Origin of the sequence: Candidatus Pelagibacter sp. HIMB1483 (genome assembly GCF_052048135.1) — a bacterium.
Classification (GTDB): domain Bacteria; phylum Pseudomonadota; class Alphaproteobacteria; order Pelagibacterales; family Pelagibacteraceae; genus Pelagibacter.
On record NZ_JBNAIM010000002.1, the window covers coordinates 991,086 to 1,008,198 of the forward strand.

The 17,113-nt window shown below is 31.5% G+C and carries 19 protein-coding genes; 2 read left to right on the forward strand and 17 right to left on the reverse strand.

The genetic code is table 11. From position 1 onward, the window contains the following. Nucleotides 1–97: 97 nt before the first annotated feature. From ACTTAV_RS06030 to ACTTAV_RS06040, 3 genes are read right to left on the reverse strand one after another with little or no spacing between them, the layout of a single operon-like run. Entirely contained in the window at nt 98–1,183 is a 1,086-nt protein-coding gene (locus ACTTAV_RS06030) for an ABC transporter ATP-binding protein (RefSeq protein WP_440670896.1), read from the reverse strand. A gap of 51 nt (nt 1,184–1,234) precedes the next feature. Next, on the reverse strand, nt 1,235–2,404 hold the full coding sequence (locus ACTTAV_RS06035) for a M24 family metallopeptidase (protein WP_440670897.1): 1,170 nt from the start codon (nt 2,402–2,404) through the stop codon (nt 1,235–1,237). 2 nt (nt 2,405–2,406) lie between these two features. Next, the gene (locus ACTTAV_RS06040) at nt 2,407–3,153 is read right to left on the reverse strand and encodes a maleate cis-trans isomerase family protein (protein ID WP_440670899.1); all 747 of its coding nucleotides are present in this window, start codon (nt 3,151–3,153) and stop codon (nt 2,407–2,409) included. A 142-nt stretch (nt 3,154–3,295) separates the two neighbouring features. Between ACTTAV_RS06040 and ACTTAV_RS06045 the strand changes: the two genes are divergently transcribed. Next, nucleotides 3,296–4,477, forward strand: coding sequence for an ABC transporter substrate-binding protein (locus ACTTAV_RS06045; protein WP_440670900.1), 1,182 nt, complete (start codon nt 3,296–3,298; stop codon nt 4,475–4,477). Nucleotides 4,478–4,604: 127 nt separating this feature from the next. Here ACTTAV_RS06045 and ACTTAV_RS06050 read toward each other — a convergent pair whose 3' ends face one another. From ACTTAV_RS06050 to ACTTAV_RS06115, 14 genes are all read right to left on the reverse strand, one after another. Beyond that, complete coding sequence (locus ACTTAV_RS06050) at nt 4,605–5,936, reverse strand: branched-chain amino acid ABC transporter permease (RefSeq protein ID WP_440671035.1); 1,332 nt, start codon at nt 5,934–5,936, stop codon at nt 4,605–4,607. 35 nt (nt 5,937–5,971) lie between these two features. Beyond that, nucleotides 5,972–6,982 (reverse strand): branched-chain amino acid ABC transporter permease, encoded by a 1,011-nt coding sequence (locus tag ACTTAV_RS06055; RefSeq protein ID WP_440670902.1) that lies wholly within the window; start codon nt 6,980–6,982, stop codon nt 5,972–5,974. 1 nt (nt 6,983) lies between these two features. Then, nucleotides 6,984–7,691 carry an ABC transporter ATP-binding protein gene (locus ACTTAV_RS06060; RefSeq protein ID WP_440670904.1) on the reverse strand — a complete coding sequence of 236 codons (708 nt, stop codon included), beginning with the start codon at nt 7,689–7,691 and terminating at the stop codon, nt 6,984–6,986. A gap of 2 nt (nt 7,692–7,693) precedes the next feature. Continuing rightward, complete coding sequence (locus ACTTAV_RS06065; RefSeq protein WP_440670905.1) at nt 7,694–8,479, reverse strand: ABC transporter ATP-binding protein; 786 nt, start codon at nt 8,477–8,479, stop codon at nt 7,694–7,696. A gap of 3 nt (nt 8,480–8,482) precedes the next feature. After that, entirely contained in the window at nt 8,483–9,250 is a 768-nt protein-coding gene (locus ACTTAV_RS06070; protein WP_440670906.1) for a pyrroline-5-carboxylate reductase, read from the reverse strand. Nucleotides 9,251–9,279: 29 nt separating this feature from the next. Next, nucleotides 9,280–10,191 carry a glutarate dioxygenase GlaH gene (gene glaH, locus ACTTAV_RS06075; protein ID WP_440671036.1) on the reverse strand — a complete coding sequence of 304 codons (912 nt, stop codon included), beginning with the start codon at nt 10,189–10,191 and terminating at the stop codon, nt 9,280–9,282. Further along, entirely contained in the window at nt 10,191–10,514 is a 324-nt protein-coding gene (locus ACTTAV_RS06080; RefSeq protein WP_075519876.1) for an AzlD domain-containing protein, read from the reverse strand. The genes glaH and ACTTAV_RS06080 overlap by 1 nt, the downstream gene beginning before the upstream one ends. Next, nucleotides 10,504–11,208, reverse strand: coding sequence for an AzlC family ABC transporter permease (locus ACTTAV_RS06085; RefSeq protein ID WP_440670908.1), 705 nt, complete (start codon nt 11,206–11,208; stop codon nt 10,504–10,506). The genes ACTTAV_RS06080 and ACTTAV_RS06085 overlap by 11 nt, the downstream gene beginning before the upstream one ends. Beyond that, a complete protein-coding gene (locus ACTTAV_RS06090) occupies nt 11,208–11,993 on the reverse strand; it encodes an ABC transporter ATP-binding protein (RefSeq protein WP_440670909.1) in 786 nt (261 codons plus the stop codon). Before ACTTAV_RS06090 ends, ACTTAV_RS06085 begins: the two co-directional genes overlap by 1 nt. After that, the gene (locus ACTTAV_RS06095; protein WP_440670910.1) at nt 11,993–12,733 is read right to left on the reverse strand and encodes an ABC transporter ATP-binding protein; all 741 of its coding nucleotides are present in this window, start codon (nt 12,731–12,733) and stop codon (nt 11,993–11,995) included. Before ACTTAV_RS06095 ends, ACTTAV_RS06090 begins: the two co-directional genes overlap by 1 nt. Beyond that, nucleotides 12,730–13,779, reverse strand: a complete 1,050-nt coding sequence (locus tag ACTTAV_RS06100; RefSeq protein WP_440670911.1) for a branched-chain amino acid ABC transporter permease — start codon at nt 13,777–13,779, stop codon at nt 12,730–12,732. Before ACTTAV_RS06100 ends, ACTTAV_RS06095 begins: the two co-directional genes overlap by 4 nt. Beyond that, a complete protein-coding gene (locus ACTTAV_RS06105; protein WP_440670912.1) occupies nt 13,779–14,672 on the reverse strand; it encodes a branched-chain amino acid ABC transporter permease in 894 nt (297 codons plus the stop codon). The genes ACTTAV_RS06100 and ACTTAV_RS06105 overlap by 1 nt, the downstream gene beginning before the upstream one ends. A 58-nt stretch (nt 14,673–14,730) precedes the next feature. Further along, nucleotides 14,731–15,969, reverse strand: coding sequence for an amino acid ABC transporter substrate-binding protein (locus tag ACTTAV_RS06110; protein WP_440670913.1), 1,239 nt, complete (start codon nt 15,967–15,969; stop codon nt 14,731–14,733). Nucleotides 15,970–16,081: 112 nt separating this feature from the next. Next, nucleotides 16,082–16,696 (reverse strand): LysE family translocator, encoded by a 615-nt coding sequence (locus ACTTAV_RS06115; protein WP_440670914.1) that lies wholly within the window; start codon nt 16,694–16,696, stop codon nt 16,082–16,084. 119 nt (nt 16,697–16,815) lie between these two features. On the opposite strand from ACTTAV_RS06115, the gene ACTTAV_RS06120 reads away from it, so the two are divergent. Beyond that, the gene (locus ACTTAV_RS06120; RefSeq protein ID WP_440670915.1) at nt 16,816–17,112 is read left to right on the forward strand and encodes a TIGR03643 family protein; all 297 of its coding nucleotides are present in this window, start codon (nt 16,816–16,818) and stop codon (nt 17,110–17,112) included. Nucleotide 17,113 lies beyond the last annotated feature (1 nt).

Here is a 17,113-nt window from a genome sequence, read left to right on the forward strand (position 1 = left end):
TTTCCTCCGTTTAAACGTTTAAAAAACTAATTAAAACAACTTCAGAGAAGAGAGTCAACAGCCCTTTTTCACTTATTATATAATAATTCTATGATGTTTATTTTGGGTCAAGTGCACGAGCATCTTCACTATTCCAACCAATCTTAATTTCATTTCCTAATTTGATATCAAGATTTGCAGAACTATTTGGCACTTTAAGTATGAATTCTGGATTACCTAAAAGATTTATCCTTACTCTAGTATGATCTCCATGGTAGATGACTTCTTCAATTTTTCCATTATGAATGTTATCCATCTTGTCTTTTGGATTAATCAAAGCTCTCTCGGGTCTTAATGAAACTTTAGTTCTCTCACCTTTAGATTTTACAGAGATTGGGTTGGCCATTATTTCTGCATTTGCAAGTTTAACTTTACATTTTCCACTTGATATGTCTGAAACTTCACCTGTAAATGTGTTGTTCTCTCCAATAAACTCTGCAACAAAAGAATTAACTGGCTTTTCATATAGTTCATCAGGACTTGAAAGCTGTTGAACTTTACCATCATTAAATACTGCAATTCGATTTGACATTGTTAAAGCCTCACTTTGATCGTGAGTAACATAAACAACAGTTACTCCAATACTTTCATGAATATGTTTGATCTCATATTGCATACTTTCTCTTAAATTTTTATCTAAAGCTCCTAAAGGTTCATCCATTAAAACCAATTGAGGATCGAACACAAGTGATCTTGCAACCGCTACCCTTTGTTGTTGTCCACCTGACAGTTGACCTGGCATCCTTGAGGCAAAGCCTTGAAGTGATACCATTGATAAAGCTTTATCTATTTTTTTATCTGCTTCATCTTTTGGAATTTTTCTTACTCTTAATGGGAATGCTAAATTTTCATAAACTGTCATATGTGGAAACAGTGCATAGTTTTGGAATACCATTCCAATTCCTCGTTTGTGTGGTGGTATACTTGAAATAGCTTTTCCACCTAAATAAATTTCTCCATTAGTTGGAGTTTCAAATCCTGCTAGCATCATTAAACAAGTTGTCTTACCAGAGCCAGAGGGTCCTAGCATTGTAATGAATTCACCTTCTGCAATATCTAATTGTAGATTTTTTACAACTAAGACTTTACCATCGTAGCTTTTGTCTACATTTTCAAACTTTACGAAATCTTTTTGTTTTGACATAAAATAAATAACTTTAAAACATTTGTGAGTATAAATTTCAACCTTTAATAATTAGCTTTTAACGTGAAGTTCTTTAGACATATTGCAGAATAATTCGGCTCCATTTTCTGTTACTCTTATTGCCTCAGAAGCTTCTACACCCCAATCTCCAAACTGCATTACAGCGATCATATGAAAACAAACATTAGGTTCCAAGGGTGTCATGTCTCCTTTATAAATATTAAGTGTATGTTCTCCCCAATCTGGTGGATAACCAATACCAATCGAATAGCCAGTTCTAGATTTTTTTTCTATCCCATATTTATCTAATACTTTCCAGAAAGCTTGGGCAACATCGTCAACTTTATTACCAGGTTTTGTAGCATCAATTCCTGCTTGAAGTGCCTCGATGGTTTTTTTCATCGTATCAATTTTTAATTGATCAGGTTTTCCTAACAAAACTGTTCGAGCCATTGGAGCATGATATCTTTTATAAACTCCTGAAAGTTCTATAATTGTAGCCTCACCTTCAATAAATTTATCTTGAGTTGCGGTTAAATGTGAGGCTGAAGTTCCTTTTCCAGTTGGTAATAAAGTAGCAATACTTGAATACTCTCCACCAAACTCAGGTGTTCCATAAAATAGTGCTTTTTGTATTTCTCCAACAGCATCACATTGTCTAACCCCTGGTTTAATTACATCGAAAGCTGTTTTCATTCCTATTTCTGAAATTTTTGCAGCAGACTTCATATAACCAATTTCTGTATTTGACTTTACTAATCTTGCCCAATTTACCAATCTTTCGGAGTCTTTAATTTTTGCATTTGGCAAACCTTGTTTAATTTTTTCATAACAAAAAGCTGTGAAATAGTGGGCATCCATCTCTAATCCTACTGAAAGTTTATCCCACTTTTTATCTTTAATTATTTTTACTAGATAATCGTAAGGATGCTTGGGCCATGTATGGATATAATGCTCATCATAAACAATTATATTTTCTTTTTTAAGGTATGTTTTAATAAAGGCTCCACCTGCATCTTGATCTCTAACAAAACATATTGGCTCATCTGCATTTACATGAACTATTACACACTGAGCATAATAGAAAGACCACGCATCATATCCTGTTAGATAATTCATATTATTTGTATCGTGTGAAATTAGAAGTTCGATGCCCTTTTCCTGCATCATTTTTTGAACTTTGTTTAGTCTTTGTTTATATTCCTCTTTAGAAAAAAGCATATCTAGTTAACGTTAAATAATTTTCCAAATCCCAATACATCATTATTTTTACCTATAGTCTCTAAAGAGTCCCAAATTAATGCTTGGTTACTAGAGAGAACAGGTATGTTTAATTTTTTTTCTAATTTATCGATAATATTTAAAACTGGAAGCGCTGTGCAAGAAACAAATAAAGCATCAGCATTGTCAACTTTCATGTTTGATAAAGTTTCATATAAAAAATCTTTATCAACCTTGCCAATATCATAATCTGCTGCAATATCAAAATAGGCATTAGAAGTAATATTAAAACCTTCCTTAGAAAAATAATCAATTACTTCATCATTCAATTTTTTGCTGTAGGGAGTAAAAATTGCTAAATTTTTAACATTCAACTTATTTAAAGCTTTTATAGCTGCAGAGCTTGGTGTTGTTAATTTCGCGTCTGGTTTTGCGGCTTTAACTTTTTTTTCTATTGTTTCATATCCAGCTGCGATTGTGCCCGATGTGCAACCATAAACAACGCAATCAATGCTCTCGTCTGGTAGAATGTTTTTCGTTACCTCTGTAACATTATCTGACATTTTAATTAAATTTTCTTTAGTTAAAGGATTATAACATTCAATTCTGTTTACAAAAAAATCTATGTCTTTATCTTTTATTATCTCTATAAAATCTTTTTCGATCATAAAATCAGTTGCCAAAGCAATCAATCCTATACGTGGATTATATTGGTTATTAAATTTTGGCTGAATTTTATTGGACTTCATTAGTAAAAACCTCAAATATCTTCATTTATTAACTCTAGATTAAATAAAGACATTGTAAAATAATATAATTTGCTTGTTGAAAAATTTTGTAAAATTCGATTAAATTTGGACTTTATAAATTGTTAACAAATAGAGGAAAATAATGAAAAGATTAATTATTGCTGCATTTATATTTGTTTCGACTTTTACAACAAATGTTTTTGCAGAAGTTAAAATGGGAATTATCTTAGGATTTACAGGTCCTATTGAATCTCTTACTCCTGCTATGGCAGCCTCAGCTGAGCTTGCATTTAAAGAAGCTTCAGACTCAGGTTCACTACTAGGTGGAGAAACTATTTCTGTAATTAGAGCAGACTCAACTTGTGTTGACTCAGCAGCAGCAACAGCAGCAGCTGAAGGTGTTATTGCACAAGGTGTAGCTGCAATCATGGGAGCTGATTGTTCGGGTGTAACGGGTGCAATTGCATCAAACGTTGCTGTGCCAAATGGTGTGGTAATGATCTCACCTTCTGCAACATCTCCAGGATTAACAACTCTAGACGATAATGGATATTTCTTTAGAACTGCTCCATCAGATGCTAGAGGAGGACAAATTCTTGCAGATATTACAAAAGATAGAAAAGTTAAAAGTGTAGCAATTACATATACAAATAATGACTATGGTAAAGGTTTAGCTGATGTTTACAAAGCAGCAGTTGAAGCTCATGGTATTAAAGTAACTACTGTAAATGCTCACGAAGATGGTAAGGCAGACTATTCATCTGAAGTTGCTACTTTAGCTTCTGCAGGTGGTGACGCTGTAGCTGTTATCGGTTACCTAGACCAAGGTGGTAAAGGAATTATCCAAGCTTCTTTAGACTCTGGTGCATTTGATAGATTTATTCTATCTGATGGTATGATAGGTCAATCATTAGTTGATGCATTTGGAAAAGATTTAAGAAAATCTTTTGGTTCTATGCCTGGTTCAACTGGAAAAGGTGCTGGTGTATTTGCTGATGTAGCAAAAGCTGCTGGTATTGATAGTTCTGGTCCTTACACAGGTGAGTCTTATGATGCGGCTGCTTTAATTGTTTTAGCAATGCAAGCAGGTAACTCTGCTGATAGAGCATCAATTGCAAAAAATGTAATGGATGTTGCTAACGGTCCTGGAACAAAAATTTATCCAGGTGAGCTTAAAAAAGGTTTAGATTTATTAGCTAAAGGTAAGAAAGTTGACTATGAAGGTGCAACTGGAGTTACTTTTACTAGTGTCGGCGAAGCTGAAGGTTCTTTCTTAGAACAAGAAGTTAAAGGCGGAAAATTCAAAACTAAAAAACAAAGATAATTTTTTAGCTTAAAATTTAAACCCCCAGCATTTTATGTTGGGGGTTTTTTTTTAAAAAAATAAATATTTATCAGCCATATATAGTGCCCAAGCTATTGCAGCACCTGTAATAATATATTTCATAATTTTATTTTATTTCTATTTTTTCAGGAAGTATACCTTTTGGTCTGTATCTCATAATGAGTAACAAGCCTATTCCCATCATTAAAAATCTAAAATATGGAACACTTTCAATCAAATGAACCTTTAAGAAATGTGTGTCATCTAATCCTGCTGTTGTTAAATTAACTAAATATAATCCAATTGGAGCTGCCTCAATCCATAAAAACCAAACTACAAAACCACCAAGGATCGCTCCAAAATTATTTCCACTTCCACCTATAATAACCATCACCCAAATCAAAAAAGTATATCTTAAAGGTCTATAACTCCCTGGTGTAAATAATCCATCTTGTGTAACTAACATTGCACCAGCAATTCCAACGATTGCTGAACCTAAAACAAAGATTAATAAATGTTGTTTAACTACATTTTTACCCATAGCATTTGCTGCTTCTTCATTATCTCTTATAGCTCTCATCATTCTTCCCCAAGGTGAGTACAAAGCTTTTTGAGTCAAAATTAAAAGAATGATTACAACAACCAAAAATAATCCTGAATAACAAAGTTTTACAAAAATTGATGATCCTTCAATTACAAATTGGTTTAGAGCAGCTTGTCTTTCAGCTAAATCAGAAATTAAATTTAGTTTACTTGAATTAAATTTCTCAACTAAATTTATAAACCAATCTGTTTGTTGTAAATTTACTTCATATGGTGCAGGACGCTTCAACCCAATCACATTTTTAACACCTCTAGTTAACCAATCTTCATGTTTAATAATTGCAATGACAATTTCTGAAATAAGCAGTGTAGCTATCGCCAAATAGTCAGCTCTTAAACCTAGAGCAACTTTTCCAATTACAAATGCTAATCCGCCTGCAAAAAAAGCTCCTACTATCCAAGAAAAAATAATTGGTAAACCAAAACCTCCCAAGAAACCAGTTTTAGCAGGATCAACAGCTTCAATAGCTTCAATACCTGGCTCAGATGTTACTCTAATAATAATAATTCCAGCTATGATTATTGCTGCTATTGAATAAGTTCTTATTTTAGATTTCTCAAAATTCTTAAGTATAAATCTTATAACTAATACCATTACAATAATTAGCCATAAACACATTAGAATATCAAAACCACCTGCCCTCCAAGCTTCTTGAACCGGATCTACTGAAATTAAAACTGCTGCTAAACCCCCTAAAGCGGTAAAACCCATTATTCCAAAGTTAATAAGACCTGCGTAACCCCATTGAATATTGGCACCCATTGTCATTACTGCTGAAATTAAACAAAGATTAAATATTGATAGAGCAATATTCCAAGATTGAAATATTCCTACAAGTATAATTAATCCCATCATAATACTATATGCAGCGATTACGTTTAAATTTTTTCTCACAGCACCTTCCCTTTAAATATTCCAGATGGTCGATATAATAATACAATTACTAATATAGAGAACGATACTGCAAATTTGTAATCAGTTGAGAGTAATTGAACTAAACCGTCTGGTTCCATACTCTCTGGTAAAACATACATAAAAAATTTCTTATAGGCATATGTCAAAAGAATTTCTGAAAAAGCAATTACATAGCCTCCCAAAAAAGCTCCAAAAGGATTTCCTATTCCTCCAACGATTGCAGCAGCAAATATTGGAAGCATATTATTAAAATAGGTAAAAGGCTTAAAACTCTTATCTAAACCATAAAGTGCTCCTCCAATTGTTGCTAAAATTCCAGCTATGATCCAAGTTATCATTACTATTTTTTTTGGATCAATACCTGAGAGTAATGCTAAATCCTCATTGTCAGAATAAGCTCTCATACTTTTCCCGGTTTTAGTTTTATTTAAAAACCAAAAAAGAGTTGAAACAAGAATAACAGTAACCAAAATTGTGATAACTTGAGTAGATTTGATAGCTAACCCTTCATTTAAGCCAGTCATATCTTTAAACTCACCTGCTCTAATCAAGAACTTTTCACCATCAAAAAATCTTCTATCAGACGGACCTATTATTATTCTTACTACTGCTTGAGTTACAAACATCACACCAATGCTAACCATAGCTAATTGGACTGGGGGACTTTTTTTTATTCTATAATATTGAAATACAAATTTATCTATTAGAAGCATATATCCAATCATAAAAATTATTGCAAACGGAATTGCCAACAGTGCAGTAGGTAATACTCCAAGGCTAATACCAACTGATTGAAAATACCAAGTGAATAAAATTGTAAACATTGTACCAAAAGACATCATGTCTCCAGTAGCAAAGTTTGCAAATCTTAGAATTCCATAAATCAAAGTTACAAAAATAGCACCTAGAGCTAATTGAGATCCATAAGTAAGAGCTGGTACAAAGATATAATTTAATAATAAAATAATTGCATTTAAGAAATCCATATTAACCACCTAAAAAAGAGCTTCTTACTCTTGGATCATTTAATAATTCTTGTCCAGTTCCAGAGTAACGATTTTCACCTGTAACTAAAACGTAACCCCTGTCAGAAATATTCAATGCCTGTTTTGCATTTTGTTCAACCATCAAGATTGCAACATTAGTTCTTTTAACTTTAACTATATGGTCAAATAATTCATCCATTACTATTGGAGAAACACCTGCTGTTGGTTCATCCAGCATTAAAACTGAAGGTTTAATCATTAAAGCTCTACCAAGTGCAACTTGCTGTCTTTGTCCTCCAGATAATTCTCCAACTAATTGATTTCTTTTTTCTTTAAGGATTGGAAATAAATCATAAATTTCATTAATAACTAATTTATAATCACTGTTTATTAAAAAAGCTCCCATTTCTAAATTTTCTTCAACAGTCATGCCTGCAAAAACATTTTTTGTTTGAGGTACAAAAGAAATTCCTTCTTTTACTCGATCTTGTGGGGAAAGATTTGAAATATCTTTTCCATTGATAATTACAGATCCTGATTTTAAATTTAATAAACCTAACATTGCTTTCATTGCTGTAGATTTCCCAGCACCGTTAGGTCCAAGAATTGAAACTATTTCTCCTTTTTCAACATTAACAGAGCATGAATTGATAATATCTGGGCCACTTCCATATCCGCCTGTCATGTTGTTTCCTTCGAAAAATGCCATTGTTAATTATCCTTTAGTTTTGAACCTCTGCCTAAATAACTTTCAATTACTTTTTCATCTTTCTTTGCATCCTCAACTGATCCTTCAAAAAGAACTGATCCCTCAGCCATTACGATTACTGGATCACATAATCTTCCTATAAAATCCATATCGTGTTCAATCATACAAAAAGTATATCCTTTTTCTTTATTAAGTTTTTCAATAGCAGTTCCAAGATCTTTTAATAAAGTTCTATTAACACCTGCACCTACCTCATCTAATAAAACTAACTTTGCATCAACCATCATTGTTCTACCTAATTCCAATAATTTTTTTTGGCCTCCAGATAAATTTCCTGCAAGTTCATTTTTTAAATGACTTAAATTAAGAAAATCTACTACTCCCATAGCCTTTTCTTTAATTTGACTTTCTTCTTTTGCAACTAGTGAGGGCTTTAATAAAGCATTCATTAATTTTTCTCCAGACTGGTTGCCTGGAACCATCATTAAATTCTCTAAAACGGATAAATTTGTAAACTCATGTGCTATTTGAAAAGTTCTAAGCAATCCTTTTGAAAATAATTCATAGGATGGCACATCAGTAATATTTTCGTTATTAAACATAACACTTCCAGCTGATGATTTTAAATTTCCAGCAATTAAATTAAATAAAGTTGTCTTTCCTGATCCATTAGGACCTATGATGCCTGTGATTGTTCCCTTTTTTACTTTTAAAGAACAATCAGAAACTGCTGCAAGTCCACCAAAATATTTTGAAAGATTATTAATTTCTAGAATATGTTCAGACATTAATTACTTGTTTAATCTTTTGTGGATAATATTTAAAGTATTAATAACAGATTTATAAACTCCTCTTTTATTCATTTCTTTTAAACCTTGTTCATTCAATCCTTTAGGTGTTTGAGATTCTTTTACTAAATATTTTAATTCTTTTTTTGAATTTACAACTGCATCTTCAGACAAAGCCAAAAATAAATTGGTGATATATTTTTGAGCATCTATTCTTTTGATGCCTTTGTTAACTAACCAATCACTCATAATTTTTAATATTTCATAATAGGAAGCCATCATTCCTGATGTTGACCAAAAATTAATTGATAGTTTTTCGTTTTTGATCTCTACAGTTGAGCCAATTTTATTAAAAAAATTTTTTACTTTTTTGTTTGGAGGACAAATTGGAACTGGTCCTTTTTTTAAAGATATTGGTGGCAATGGTATTGCTCTTACAATATTAGCTTTTACTTTAATCATCTTTTTTAATTCAGGAATTGTAATTGTTGAAATAAAACTCACTATTATTTGACTTGATCTAAATTTTAAATTTTTAATTATTCTTTCACCTACTGTTGGTGTCACTGCAAGAAAGACCCAATTACAATTATCGACTATTTTTTGATTATCTTTTTCAATTAAAATTCTTTTAAATTTTTTTTTTAAACCTTTTGCTATTTTACTATTTCGAGAGGAAATATATATTTTGCTATACTTAATAGATGAGCCACATATTCCAGTTATAACTGAAGATGATATTTTTCCTGTTCCTATAAAACCTAATTTCATAACTAATACTTTATAAAGGATAATTTATATTAATTAATAAAAAAAGAACCTCTAATTCTTAATAACTCTCTACTTAAATCTTTATTTTCCTTAAATGGTTTTCTTCCATGGAGCCAAAAATAATTATTAGCAACGACTGATGATCCAACTGGAAGTTTGGTGATAACTTTATTCTGACTTTCTTCTAAACTATCAGATAATTTTTGTAAAAATACACCCTGCTTCATATTTTTTGGTTCAGGGAATTGATCTATATATGAGATCTGTACTTTACCATTTTTATCAGAAGAAAAAACTGGATGCTCAACTTTATAATCAATATTTTTGCTTTTTGGTGAACCCCAAACAAAATCTTCTTTGGCAACAGGATCGTTATATAATTCATCACAATGTTCCCAATCATCTAAATGAAGCATTGCTGTTTCACCACCCTCAACATTTTTTTCTTCTAACTTTGACATCAACAACCAATCTGTTTTTTCTTTAACGTATGTTCCATCTGTATGAAGATCCATATTTGTGTAAGCTTTTCTTAAATAAGAGTCACTTTTATCTTCATGCTTAACATGAAATCTTGCATAATATTTTCCTGCCATAGCATCATGATTTGGGATACCTAGTAAATGTGCAATTGCAGTTGATAATTTTACTAAAAAAATTTCATCAATTTTAGGAGTTAATCTTTTTGGTTTTATTATGAAGCAGCCAGTATTTCTATCTCTAATTATTTTATTAAGAAATTTTGACAAATTATTATCACTTAGATCATCTAAACTTTTAGCAATAGTAAATCTTGTAAATGGTTTATATTCAAGTGCAGTAATATCAAATTTATTAAATGGAAAAATAAGTTTATTCAGTACTTCATCGTTAATATCGATATTAATAATTCTTTTAGATTTTTCATTTGAGTAAATTTCAAATCCATCAATTTTTTCAATCATAAATAACTACTAAGAAGCGATAGTATGATAGCAGAGAAAAGTGTTGGGTAAACTAAATTTTTTTTAGTTAAATAAAAAATAGCAATAGATAAAATAACTACAATAAATCTAATTAAATAATCTACTTCGGACAAACTTCCTGAAGGAAAAATAACTATTCTTGCAATTAGCGCTGCAAGAGTGGAATAAGCTAGACAATTAAACCATCTAAACATTTTTGAAGTTTCTTTAATCTTCTCAGCACTTACAACACCTAAAAATCTAGACAGGTATGTGGCAAGAGAAGTAACAATGATTACAATAATTATATTAGCTGCCATTTTTTTCTCCCACTAAATAAGCGATGGTCCCTGCAGTAAATCCACCAAATAAAATGCACCATTCAGGAGAAACAAAATAAAAAGCTGGTCCAAGAATTGCCCCTAAAATAACAGAAACACTTATTTGAATTGTTTTCATTGCACTTATCATCATGCATATAAAATAAATTGGATTAACTATTGCTAATCCAATGAGCATATCTTTATTTAGAAAATCAGAAGCTACGAAACCTATGACTGTTGCTAAAATTGCAACAGACCAAGTGGCTGTACCTATTCCTATCCAAAAATCTATCCTGTTTTCTTTTTCTATATTCTCGTAATTATCTTTCATTATTAGCCAAGATGAGACTGCTATAAAATGACAGGATAAATAATATTTCCATCTTGGTTGATTTTCATGCATCAATAACGGCATCAATGCTACAGTCATTGGATACAATCTTGCATTAACTAACCATACAGCGATAAAAATATTAATTAGAGATGCTCCAATTAACATCGACTCTGCCATCACTAAAGAACCTGGTAGTGCATAAGTTAAAAAAGTCGAAAACATACTTTCTTGAATTGAAAAACCTAAATTTTTAAGCAATGCACCAATTGCAACAAAGCTTGCACCTAATGCAATCGCGGGGCTTCCAACCCCTTTTATAGATTTAAAGCCTTTAAGAAAATATTTTGAATTTATCATTAACCACCTAAGAATAGGCGACCAACATCTGGATTATTTAACAACTCATCTCCTTTGCCAGCAATAGCTGTTTGACCTGAAACAAGAACGTAACCTATGTCTGCAAACTCTAAACCTTTTTTTGCATTTTGTTCAACTAAGATGATTGTTTTTTTTTCATTTTGTTGAAGATCTCTTAAAATTTCAAATACCATATCAATATATCTTGGTTCCAATCCAATTGATGGCTCATCTACTAATAAGACTGAAGGTTTCATAACTAATGCTCTAGAAATTTCTAATAATCTTCTTTCACCACCTGATAATACTTTTGCAGGTTGATTTCTTCTATTTCTTAACCTTTCATATTTTTCAAAAATTCTTTCAGCTTCCTGGTAAGACTCTTCTGTTTTTTCTTTGATAAAACCACCCATTAATAGATTTTCTTCTACTGTCATATCCGGAAAAACAGAATTATCTTGAAGAATATATGCTATCCCAACTGACTTTAACTTTTCTGCTGGTGTTAAATTTGTAATTTCTTTTCCTTCAATTTCTATTTGACCAGAAAATATATTTGTAAAACCATAAATTGAATGAAGTATCGTAGATTTACCAGCACCATTAGGACCAATTAGACAAAGTGATTGTGCCTTGCTGACAAAAAGATCAAAGTTATGAAGAATTTCCATTTTTCCATAACCAGCATTCATATTCTTAATTGTAAGATGAACATTGTTAGGTGATAGTTTTTTTAAGTCATCTGCTTGTGGCGCTTTACCTAAAACTTCATATTGATTAGACATTATTGTGCCCCCAAGTATGCATCGATAACACGTTTATCATTTTTAATTTCATCTGGTGTTCCATTTGCAAGCATCTTACCATGTGCTAAACAATAAATATTTTCTGCTAATTGCATAATTACTCTCATGTTATGTTCAATTACTAAAAGAGTTATTCCAAAATCTTGATTAACTTTAATCAATCTATCAATAATCCCATTAATTAATGTTGGGTTGATCCCAGCTGTTGGCTCATCCAATAAAAGCATTTCAGGCTCGTTCATTAAAGCCATTGCTAGTTCTAACAGTTTTTGTTGGCCAAATGATAGATCGCCAGCTCTCAATTTTCTTTTTTGGTAAAGCCCTACAAAGTTTAATAAGTTCTCTGCTTTTTCAGTTAAATCTTTTGGTATCTTTGAAAATATTTTTAATATACTTTCATCACTTCCTTTGTGGCTAATAAGCATATTATCTACACAATTTAATTTCCCATAAATTCTTGTTTGCTGAAATGTTCTTAGTAAACCAAGTTTTGCAATAACTGGAACAGGTAGTTCAGATACTTCTTTATCATTAAATTTAATTGAACCACTATCTATCGGATAAGTACCCACTATAGAATTAAATAATGTTGTTTTGCCAGATCCATTTGGACCAATTAATCCAAAAATTTTACCTTTTTCTACAGTCATTGAAATATCTACATTGGCTTTAACCCCGCCAAAAGATTTACTTACATTATTGACTTCTAAAATACTCATTTTAATTCTACCTGTGCTTTTCGATCGGCTTCATCAACTACTTCACCAAATCTTTCTGGATATTTTTCTCTTAACCATCCCATTAATCCTTCAGGGAAATAAATTACGATAACAACAATTAAAACTCCTAAAGCAACATATTGCCATCCTAAAAAGAATGTCCAAAATCCTTCTTTAAAAATATGAAATAGAGTTGCTCCGATAACTGGGCCCCATAAAGTTCCTTTACCTCCTAAGATTGCCATTAGAACCATAAATACTCCCATCTCTCTTCCATCAAATGCAACATCAGTGGAGTCAATATATCCAACAAGTCCACCCATTATTCCTCCAGCTAAACCACAAAAGAAAGCTGATACCATCCAACCAATAATTTTATATTTCATTGTCTCAATTCCCATGGCTTCAGCTTTGTCCTCATTATCTCTAATCGCATTAAGAATTAATTTAAATCGAGTTGAATAAATTGCTCTAACAGCTAAGAAAGTTAATATAAGTACACCAAAACTTAAAAAGTAAAAGAATTCACCTCTAGCTTCCAAACTACCTATATTTGGAAAAGGTGGTGTTGTAAAACCTTGACCTGCTCCAATAATTTCTATACCTCCAGAAATTTCACCTGCAGCAACTCCTAATCCCAAAGTGCAAATTGCAAAATAATGTCCTCTTAATCCTAAAATTGCGTAACCAATTAATCCAGCAACAATAGTAGGAACTACTGCAGCAACAACTAATCCTACTGCCATTCCTTGAAAAAATTGTGCAGGTGTATGTACAAAAGTTTTTTCTCCACCACTTTCTGTCCACTCTGCTAATGGAAAAAACATTCCGACTTGAACAGATGCACATAAATACATTCCTAAACCATAAAAAAGAATGTTTCCAAATGTATTGTATCCCATCTCTCCACCTTGGATATTCCAAGTAGTTGCTAAAACTATTAATATACAAAGAATTGATAGTTGAACTTTAAATGCTGGAAAAACAAAAGGAGCAGCCAATCCAAAAATTAAAATTGCCGCGTATAATGCTATATTTTTATTCATTATTTTAAATACTCTCTTTTCCTAGAAAGTTTAAATCTTCTATATACAAGAATTAAAACTAATAATAAGAATACTGAACCAATTCTAAATTCAGTTCCTAATAAATAATCAGCAAACTCCTCAAATACACCAAGACCCATTCCTGACATTGCAACACCAGGTAAATTTCCTAAACCTGCAACAATTACAATCATAAAAGATCTAATTGTATAAGGTAATCCCATATATGGATGAATTGTAAAAGTTATTGAAATTAATGCTCCAGCTACACCACATAAAGCAGCATTTATTCCAAACGTCGCTGCGTAAACTTTTTCTGTATCTACGCCCAAAATCTTTGCAGCTCTTGCGTTTTGTGCAGTTGCTCTAATCGCACGACCAAGTTTAGATTTTTTCATATAAATCACTAAACAAATAGCAAATATAATACTTATGAATGCAGAAAATATTTTCGAATTAGGTAAAACTACTGCACTATCAAATAAAAAAGTGGTTCCATAACCTGAGTTAGCTAAGACAACATCTGCACCAAATGCAAAATTCATTAGCTGCATAAATAAAATACTTATTCCAAAAGTAGCAAGAATTGAGATAAATAAATCTCTATCAACAACTTTGTTAATGACTAGTTTATAAATTCCAACCCCTACAAAATACATTATGATAGGTGATACGATCACACCCCAGGCAGGATGAATTCCGTATAGATACATAAAGTAAGCAATGTATCCACCAAGTATAACTAAATCACCTTGAGCAATATTTATGATATTCATTACTCCCCATTGAAGAGCCATACCGTAGGCAATCAATGCAAACAAAATACCAAGTAGTATTCCGTCCAAACAAGCTTGAACTGTTATCATTGGATATTGAAAAACCATGAAATCCATAATTTGCCTTTTAAAAAAAATACCCCCTAGAGTCTAGGGGGTATTTGTAGATTAGTTATTATCTTTCAGACCACTTAGGAATTGGGTGAATTAACTTAGCCGAAGCCCATTTAAGTGGAGCTACAACTTTGTTTTCACATTTCCCAGCGTCATCACACATTACTTGGAAAAGAACCATAGGCTTGTCAACATTTTGACCACCTTCTGCGAACTTAATATTTCCATAGAATGTTTGCATATTAGTTGCTGCAAGAGCATCTCTTACTTTCTTTTTATCGAAAGAATTTGCTCTTTCAAAAGCATCTTTGAAAACTAATAATGCTGCTGAAGACTCTGCTGATTGATAAGGCGGATCATATCCGAACTCCTTTTCAAAGTCTGCTGCATATGTCATACCATCTTTAAAGAAGTTATCTTTATAAGTTAGTGTTTTATGCCATTGAGAAGCACATAAAGCATACTGAGAATTTTTACCATGTTGTTTTGATAATTTCGCAGCATCACAGTGTGTCATTGCTAGCATAGGAACATCTACTTTCATTTCAGCTATTTGTCTGATTGCTGTTAATGCACCTTTTGTATGACCTGATACAACAAGAACATCTGGCTTCATTTGTTTTACTTTAACTAATGTAGCAGCCATATCATTAAGCTCTTTTGGAAGCTTATCGTCGATTATAATTTTAGATCCAGTTCTCTCTGCTGCATCTAGAATGCCCAATCTAACATCTTGTGAAAATGCATCTTGTTCAAATGCTTGTGCGATTTTTACTGGCTTTCCACCATTCAATTCCACAGCTGTTTCAATAGCTACATCAAGATATAAGTTTGCTGGAGCTAGAACTGCAAATAGATATTTGTAACCTTTAGTAAACAAAGATCTAGAAGCACCATTAGCCTCAACCATTGGTACACCATATTTTTCAGTTACAGGTGCAATTGCTTTTGTTAAACCTGAACTGTATGGTCCAAGCATAAACTCAACACCATCTTGAGATATTAATCTTTCTGCTAGTTGAGCTGCTCTTTTTGGGTTTGATTCATCATCATAATAAATGATTTCAAACTTATAAGTTTTTCCACCAACTTTTATTCCACCCATGCTGTTAATTCTATCAACGGCCATATTGTAACCGTTTTGAGTATGAACACCGTTAGATGAATATTTTCCAGTTAATGAAATTGCAGCACCAAGAACAATTTTATCACCAACTACTTTTGCAAAAGAAACAACAGAAGTTGAAAGTAAAATTGCTACTGCAGAAATAAAACTTAAAATTATTCTATTTATTTTCATTTTATTCCTTTGGTTAATTAATTAATTAATGAAGACATTAAATAAAGAAATTCAACACTTTTCAAGTGACAAATAATACACACAAGCTTAATTAAAATAAAATAAACTATAATTAATATTGTTGCGAAACAGTAATTATAAGAGCAATAAAAACTAAAACACTCGCTGAGATTGTATTAATCGTTTTTGGATTTGCTGTAATCCATTTTATTAATTTCTGTGCAAGCATTGCATAACCTATCAAAGATAAAAAATCTAAAACAATGTAGGTTGAAATTAAAATTGCAAATTGAAACACTAAATTTGAATTAAAATCTATAAATTGTGGAAAAATAAAAGGAAAAAACATCCAAGCTTTAGGACTTGTTCCAGCAACTAAGAAACCATCTCTAAAAAAAGATAAATTACTTTTTTTAATTTCTCCTTCATTTAAAATAGTTTTTGGACGCGATTTATAAATATCGTAGGCAAGATATAAAATATAAACTACTCCTATCCATTTAAATATATTTAATATCGTTGAGTTCTCAGCAAAAAAAGATCCGATTACAAAAATAACTAAGGTTGCTTGAATAAAATTTGCAGTTATATCGCCAAGAGCTGACCAAACACATTTTCCCACTCCATAATTCATTGAATATGAAATAATTACAACTCTAGGAGTTCCAGGTGTGATAAATAGAAAAATTATGATCTGTAAATAAAGTATAAAATCTAATGGGAGCATAAAAAAAAAGATAGTCCTTAAAAACCGGGAGCTAAAGATGGCTAAGAAGGACTATCCAATACAATATAGCACTTCTAAAAAAAAATGCATTATAGATTTTTTTCAAATATAAAGGATTTATGAAAAAAAAAGGTCACAGACCAGTCACCCGGGTCAAAAATCCTGAGCCAAAAATTGAAGATCCAGATTGGGTCATCTGGGCAGCCTGGGCTGATAGGATCACTTTTGAAGAAATCAAAAAAAGAACTGGCAAGTCAGAAACTGACGTCATCAAAATTATGAGAAAAAATCTTAAACCATCCTCATTTAGATTATGGAGAAAAAGAGTTCATGAAAAAAGTATTAAACATAGGAAAAAATTTGAATACTCTAGAAAACAAATGTCTAGTAAAATTAAAAAAAGTGATTATCTATAAT

What these genes read in the sequence shown, in the direction of transcription:
- ACTTAV_RS06030 (WP_440670896.1), bottom strand. Translation starts at nt 1,183, where the DNA reads ATGTCAAAACAAAAAGATTTCGTAAAGTTTGAAAATGTAGACAAAAGC.
- ACTTAV_RS06035 (WP_440670897.1), bottom strand. Translation starts at nt 2,404, where the DNA reads ATGCTTTTTTCTAAAGAGGAATATAAACAAAGACTAAACAAAGTTCAA.
- ACTTAV_RS06040 (WP_440670899.1), bottom strand. Translation starts at nt 3,153, where the DNA reads ATGAAGTCCAATAAAATTCAGCCAAAATTTAATAACCAATATAATCCA.
- ACTTAV_RS06045 (WP_440670900.1), top strand. Translation starts at nt 3,296, where the DNA reads ATGAAAAGATTAATTATTGCTGCATTTATATTTGTTTCGACTTTTACA.
- ACTTAV_RS06050 (WP_440671035.1), bottom strand. Translation starts at nt 5,936, where the DNA reads ATGATGGGATTAATTATACTTGTAGGAATATTTCAATCTTGGAATATT.
- ACTTAV_RS06055 (WP_440670902.1), bottom strand. Translation starts at nt 6,982, where the DNA reads ATGGATTTCTTAAATGCAATTATTTTATTATTAAATTATATCTTTGTA.
- ACTTAV_RS06060 (WP_440670904.1), bottom strand. Translation starts at nt 7,691, where the DNA reads ATGGCATTTTTCGAAGGAAACAACATGACAGGCGGATATGGAAGTGGC.
- ACTTAV_RS06065 (WP_440670905.1), bottom strand. Translation starts at nt 8,479, where the DNA reads ATGTCTGAACATATTCTAGAAATTAATAATCTTTCAAAATATTTTGGT.
- ACTTAV_RS06070 (WP_440670906.1), bottom strand. Translation starts at nt 9,250, where the DNA reads ATGAAATTAGGTTTTATAGGAACAGGAAAAATATCATCTTCAGTTATA.
- ACTTAV_RS06080 (WP_075519876.1), bottom strand. Translation starts at nt 10,514, where the DNA reads ATGGCAGCTAATATAATTATTGTAATCATTGTTACTTCTCTTGCCACA.
- ACTTAV_RS06085 (WP_440670908.1), bottom strand. Translation starts at nt 11,208, where the DNA reads ATGATAAATTCAAAATATTTTCTTAAAGGCTTTAAATCTATAAAAGGG.
- ACTTAV_RS06090 (WP_440670909.1), bottom strand. Translation starts at nt 11,993, where the DNA reads ATGTCTAATCAATATGAAGTTTTAGGTAAAGCGCCACAAGCAGATGAC.
- ACTTAV_RS06095 (WP_440670910.1), bottom strand. Translation starts at nt 12,733, where the DNA reads ATGAGTATTTTAGAAGTCAATAATGTAAGTAAATCTTTTGGCGGGGTT.
- ACTTAV_RS06100 (WP_440670911.1), bottom strand. Translation starts at nt 13,779, where the DNA reads ATGAATAAAAATATAGCATTATACGCGGCAATTTTAATTTTTGGATTG.
- ACTTAV_RS06105 (WP_440670912.1), bottom strand. Translation starts at nt 14,672, where the DNA reads ATGGATTTCATGGTTTTTCAATATCCAATGATAACAGTTCAAGCTTGT.
- ACTTAV_RS06110 (WP_440670913.1), bottom strand. Translation starts at nt 15,969, where the DNA reads ATGAAAATAAATAGAATAATTTTAAGTTTTATTTCTGCAGTAGCAATT.
- ACTTAV_RS06115 (WP_440670914.1), bottom strand. Translation starts at nt 16,696, where the DNA reads ATGCTCCCATTAGATTTTATACTTTATTTACAGATCATAATTTTTCTA.
- ACTTAV_RS06120 (WP_440670915.1), top strand. Translation starts at nt 16,816, where the DNA reads ATGAAAAAAAAAGGTCACAGACCAGTCACCCGGGTCAAAAATCCTGAG.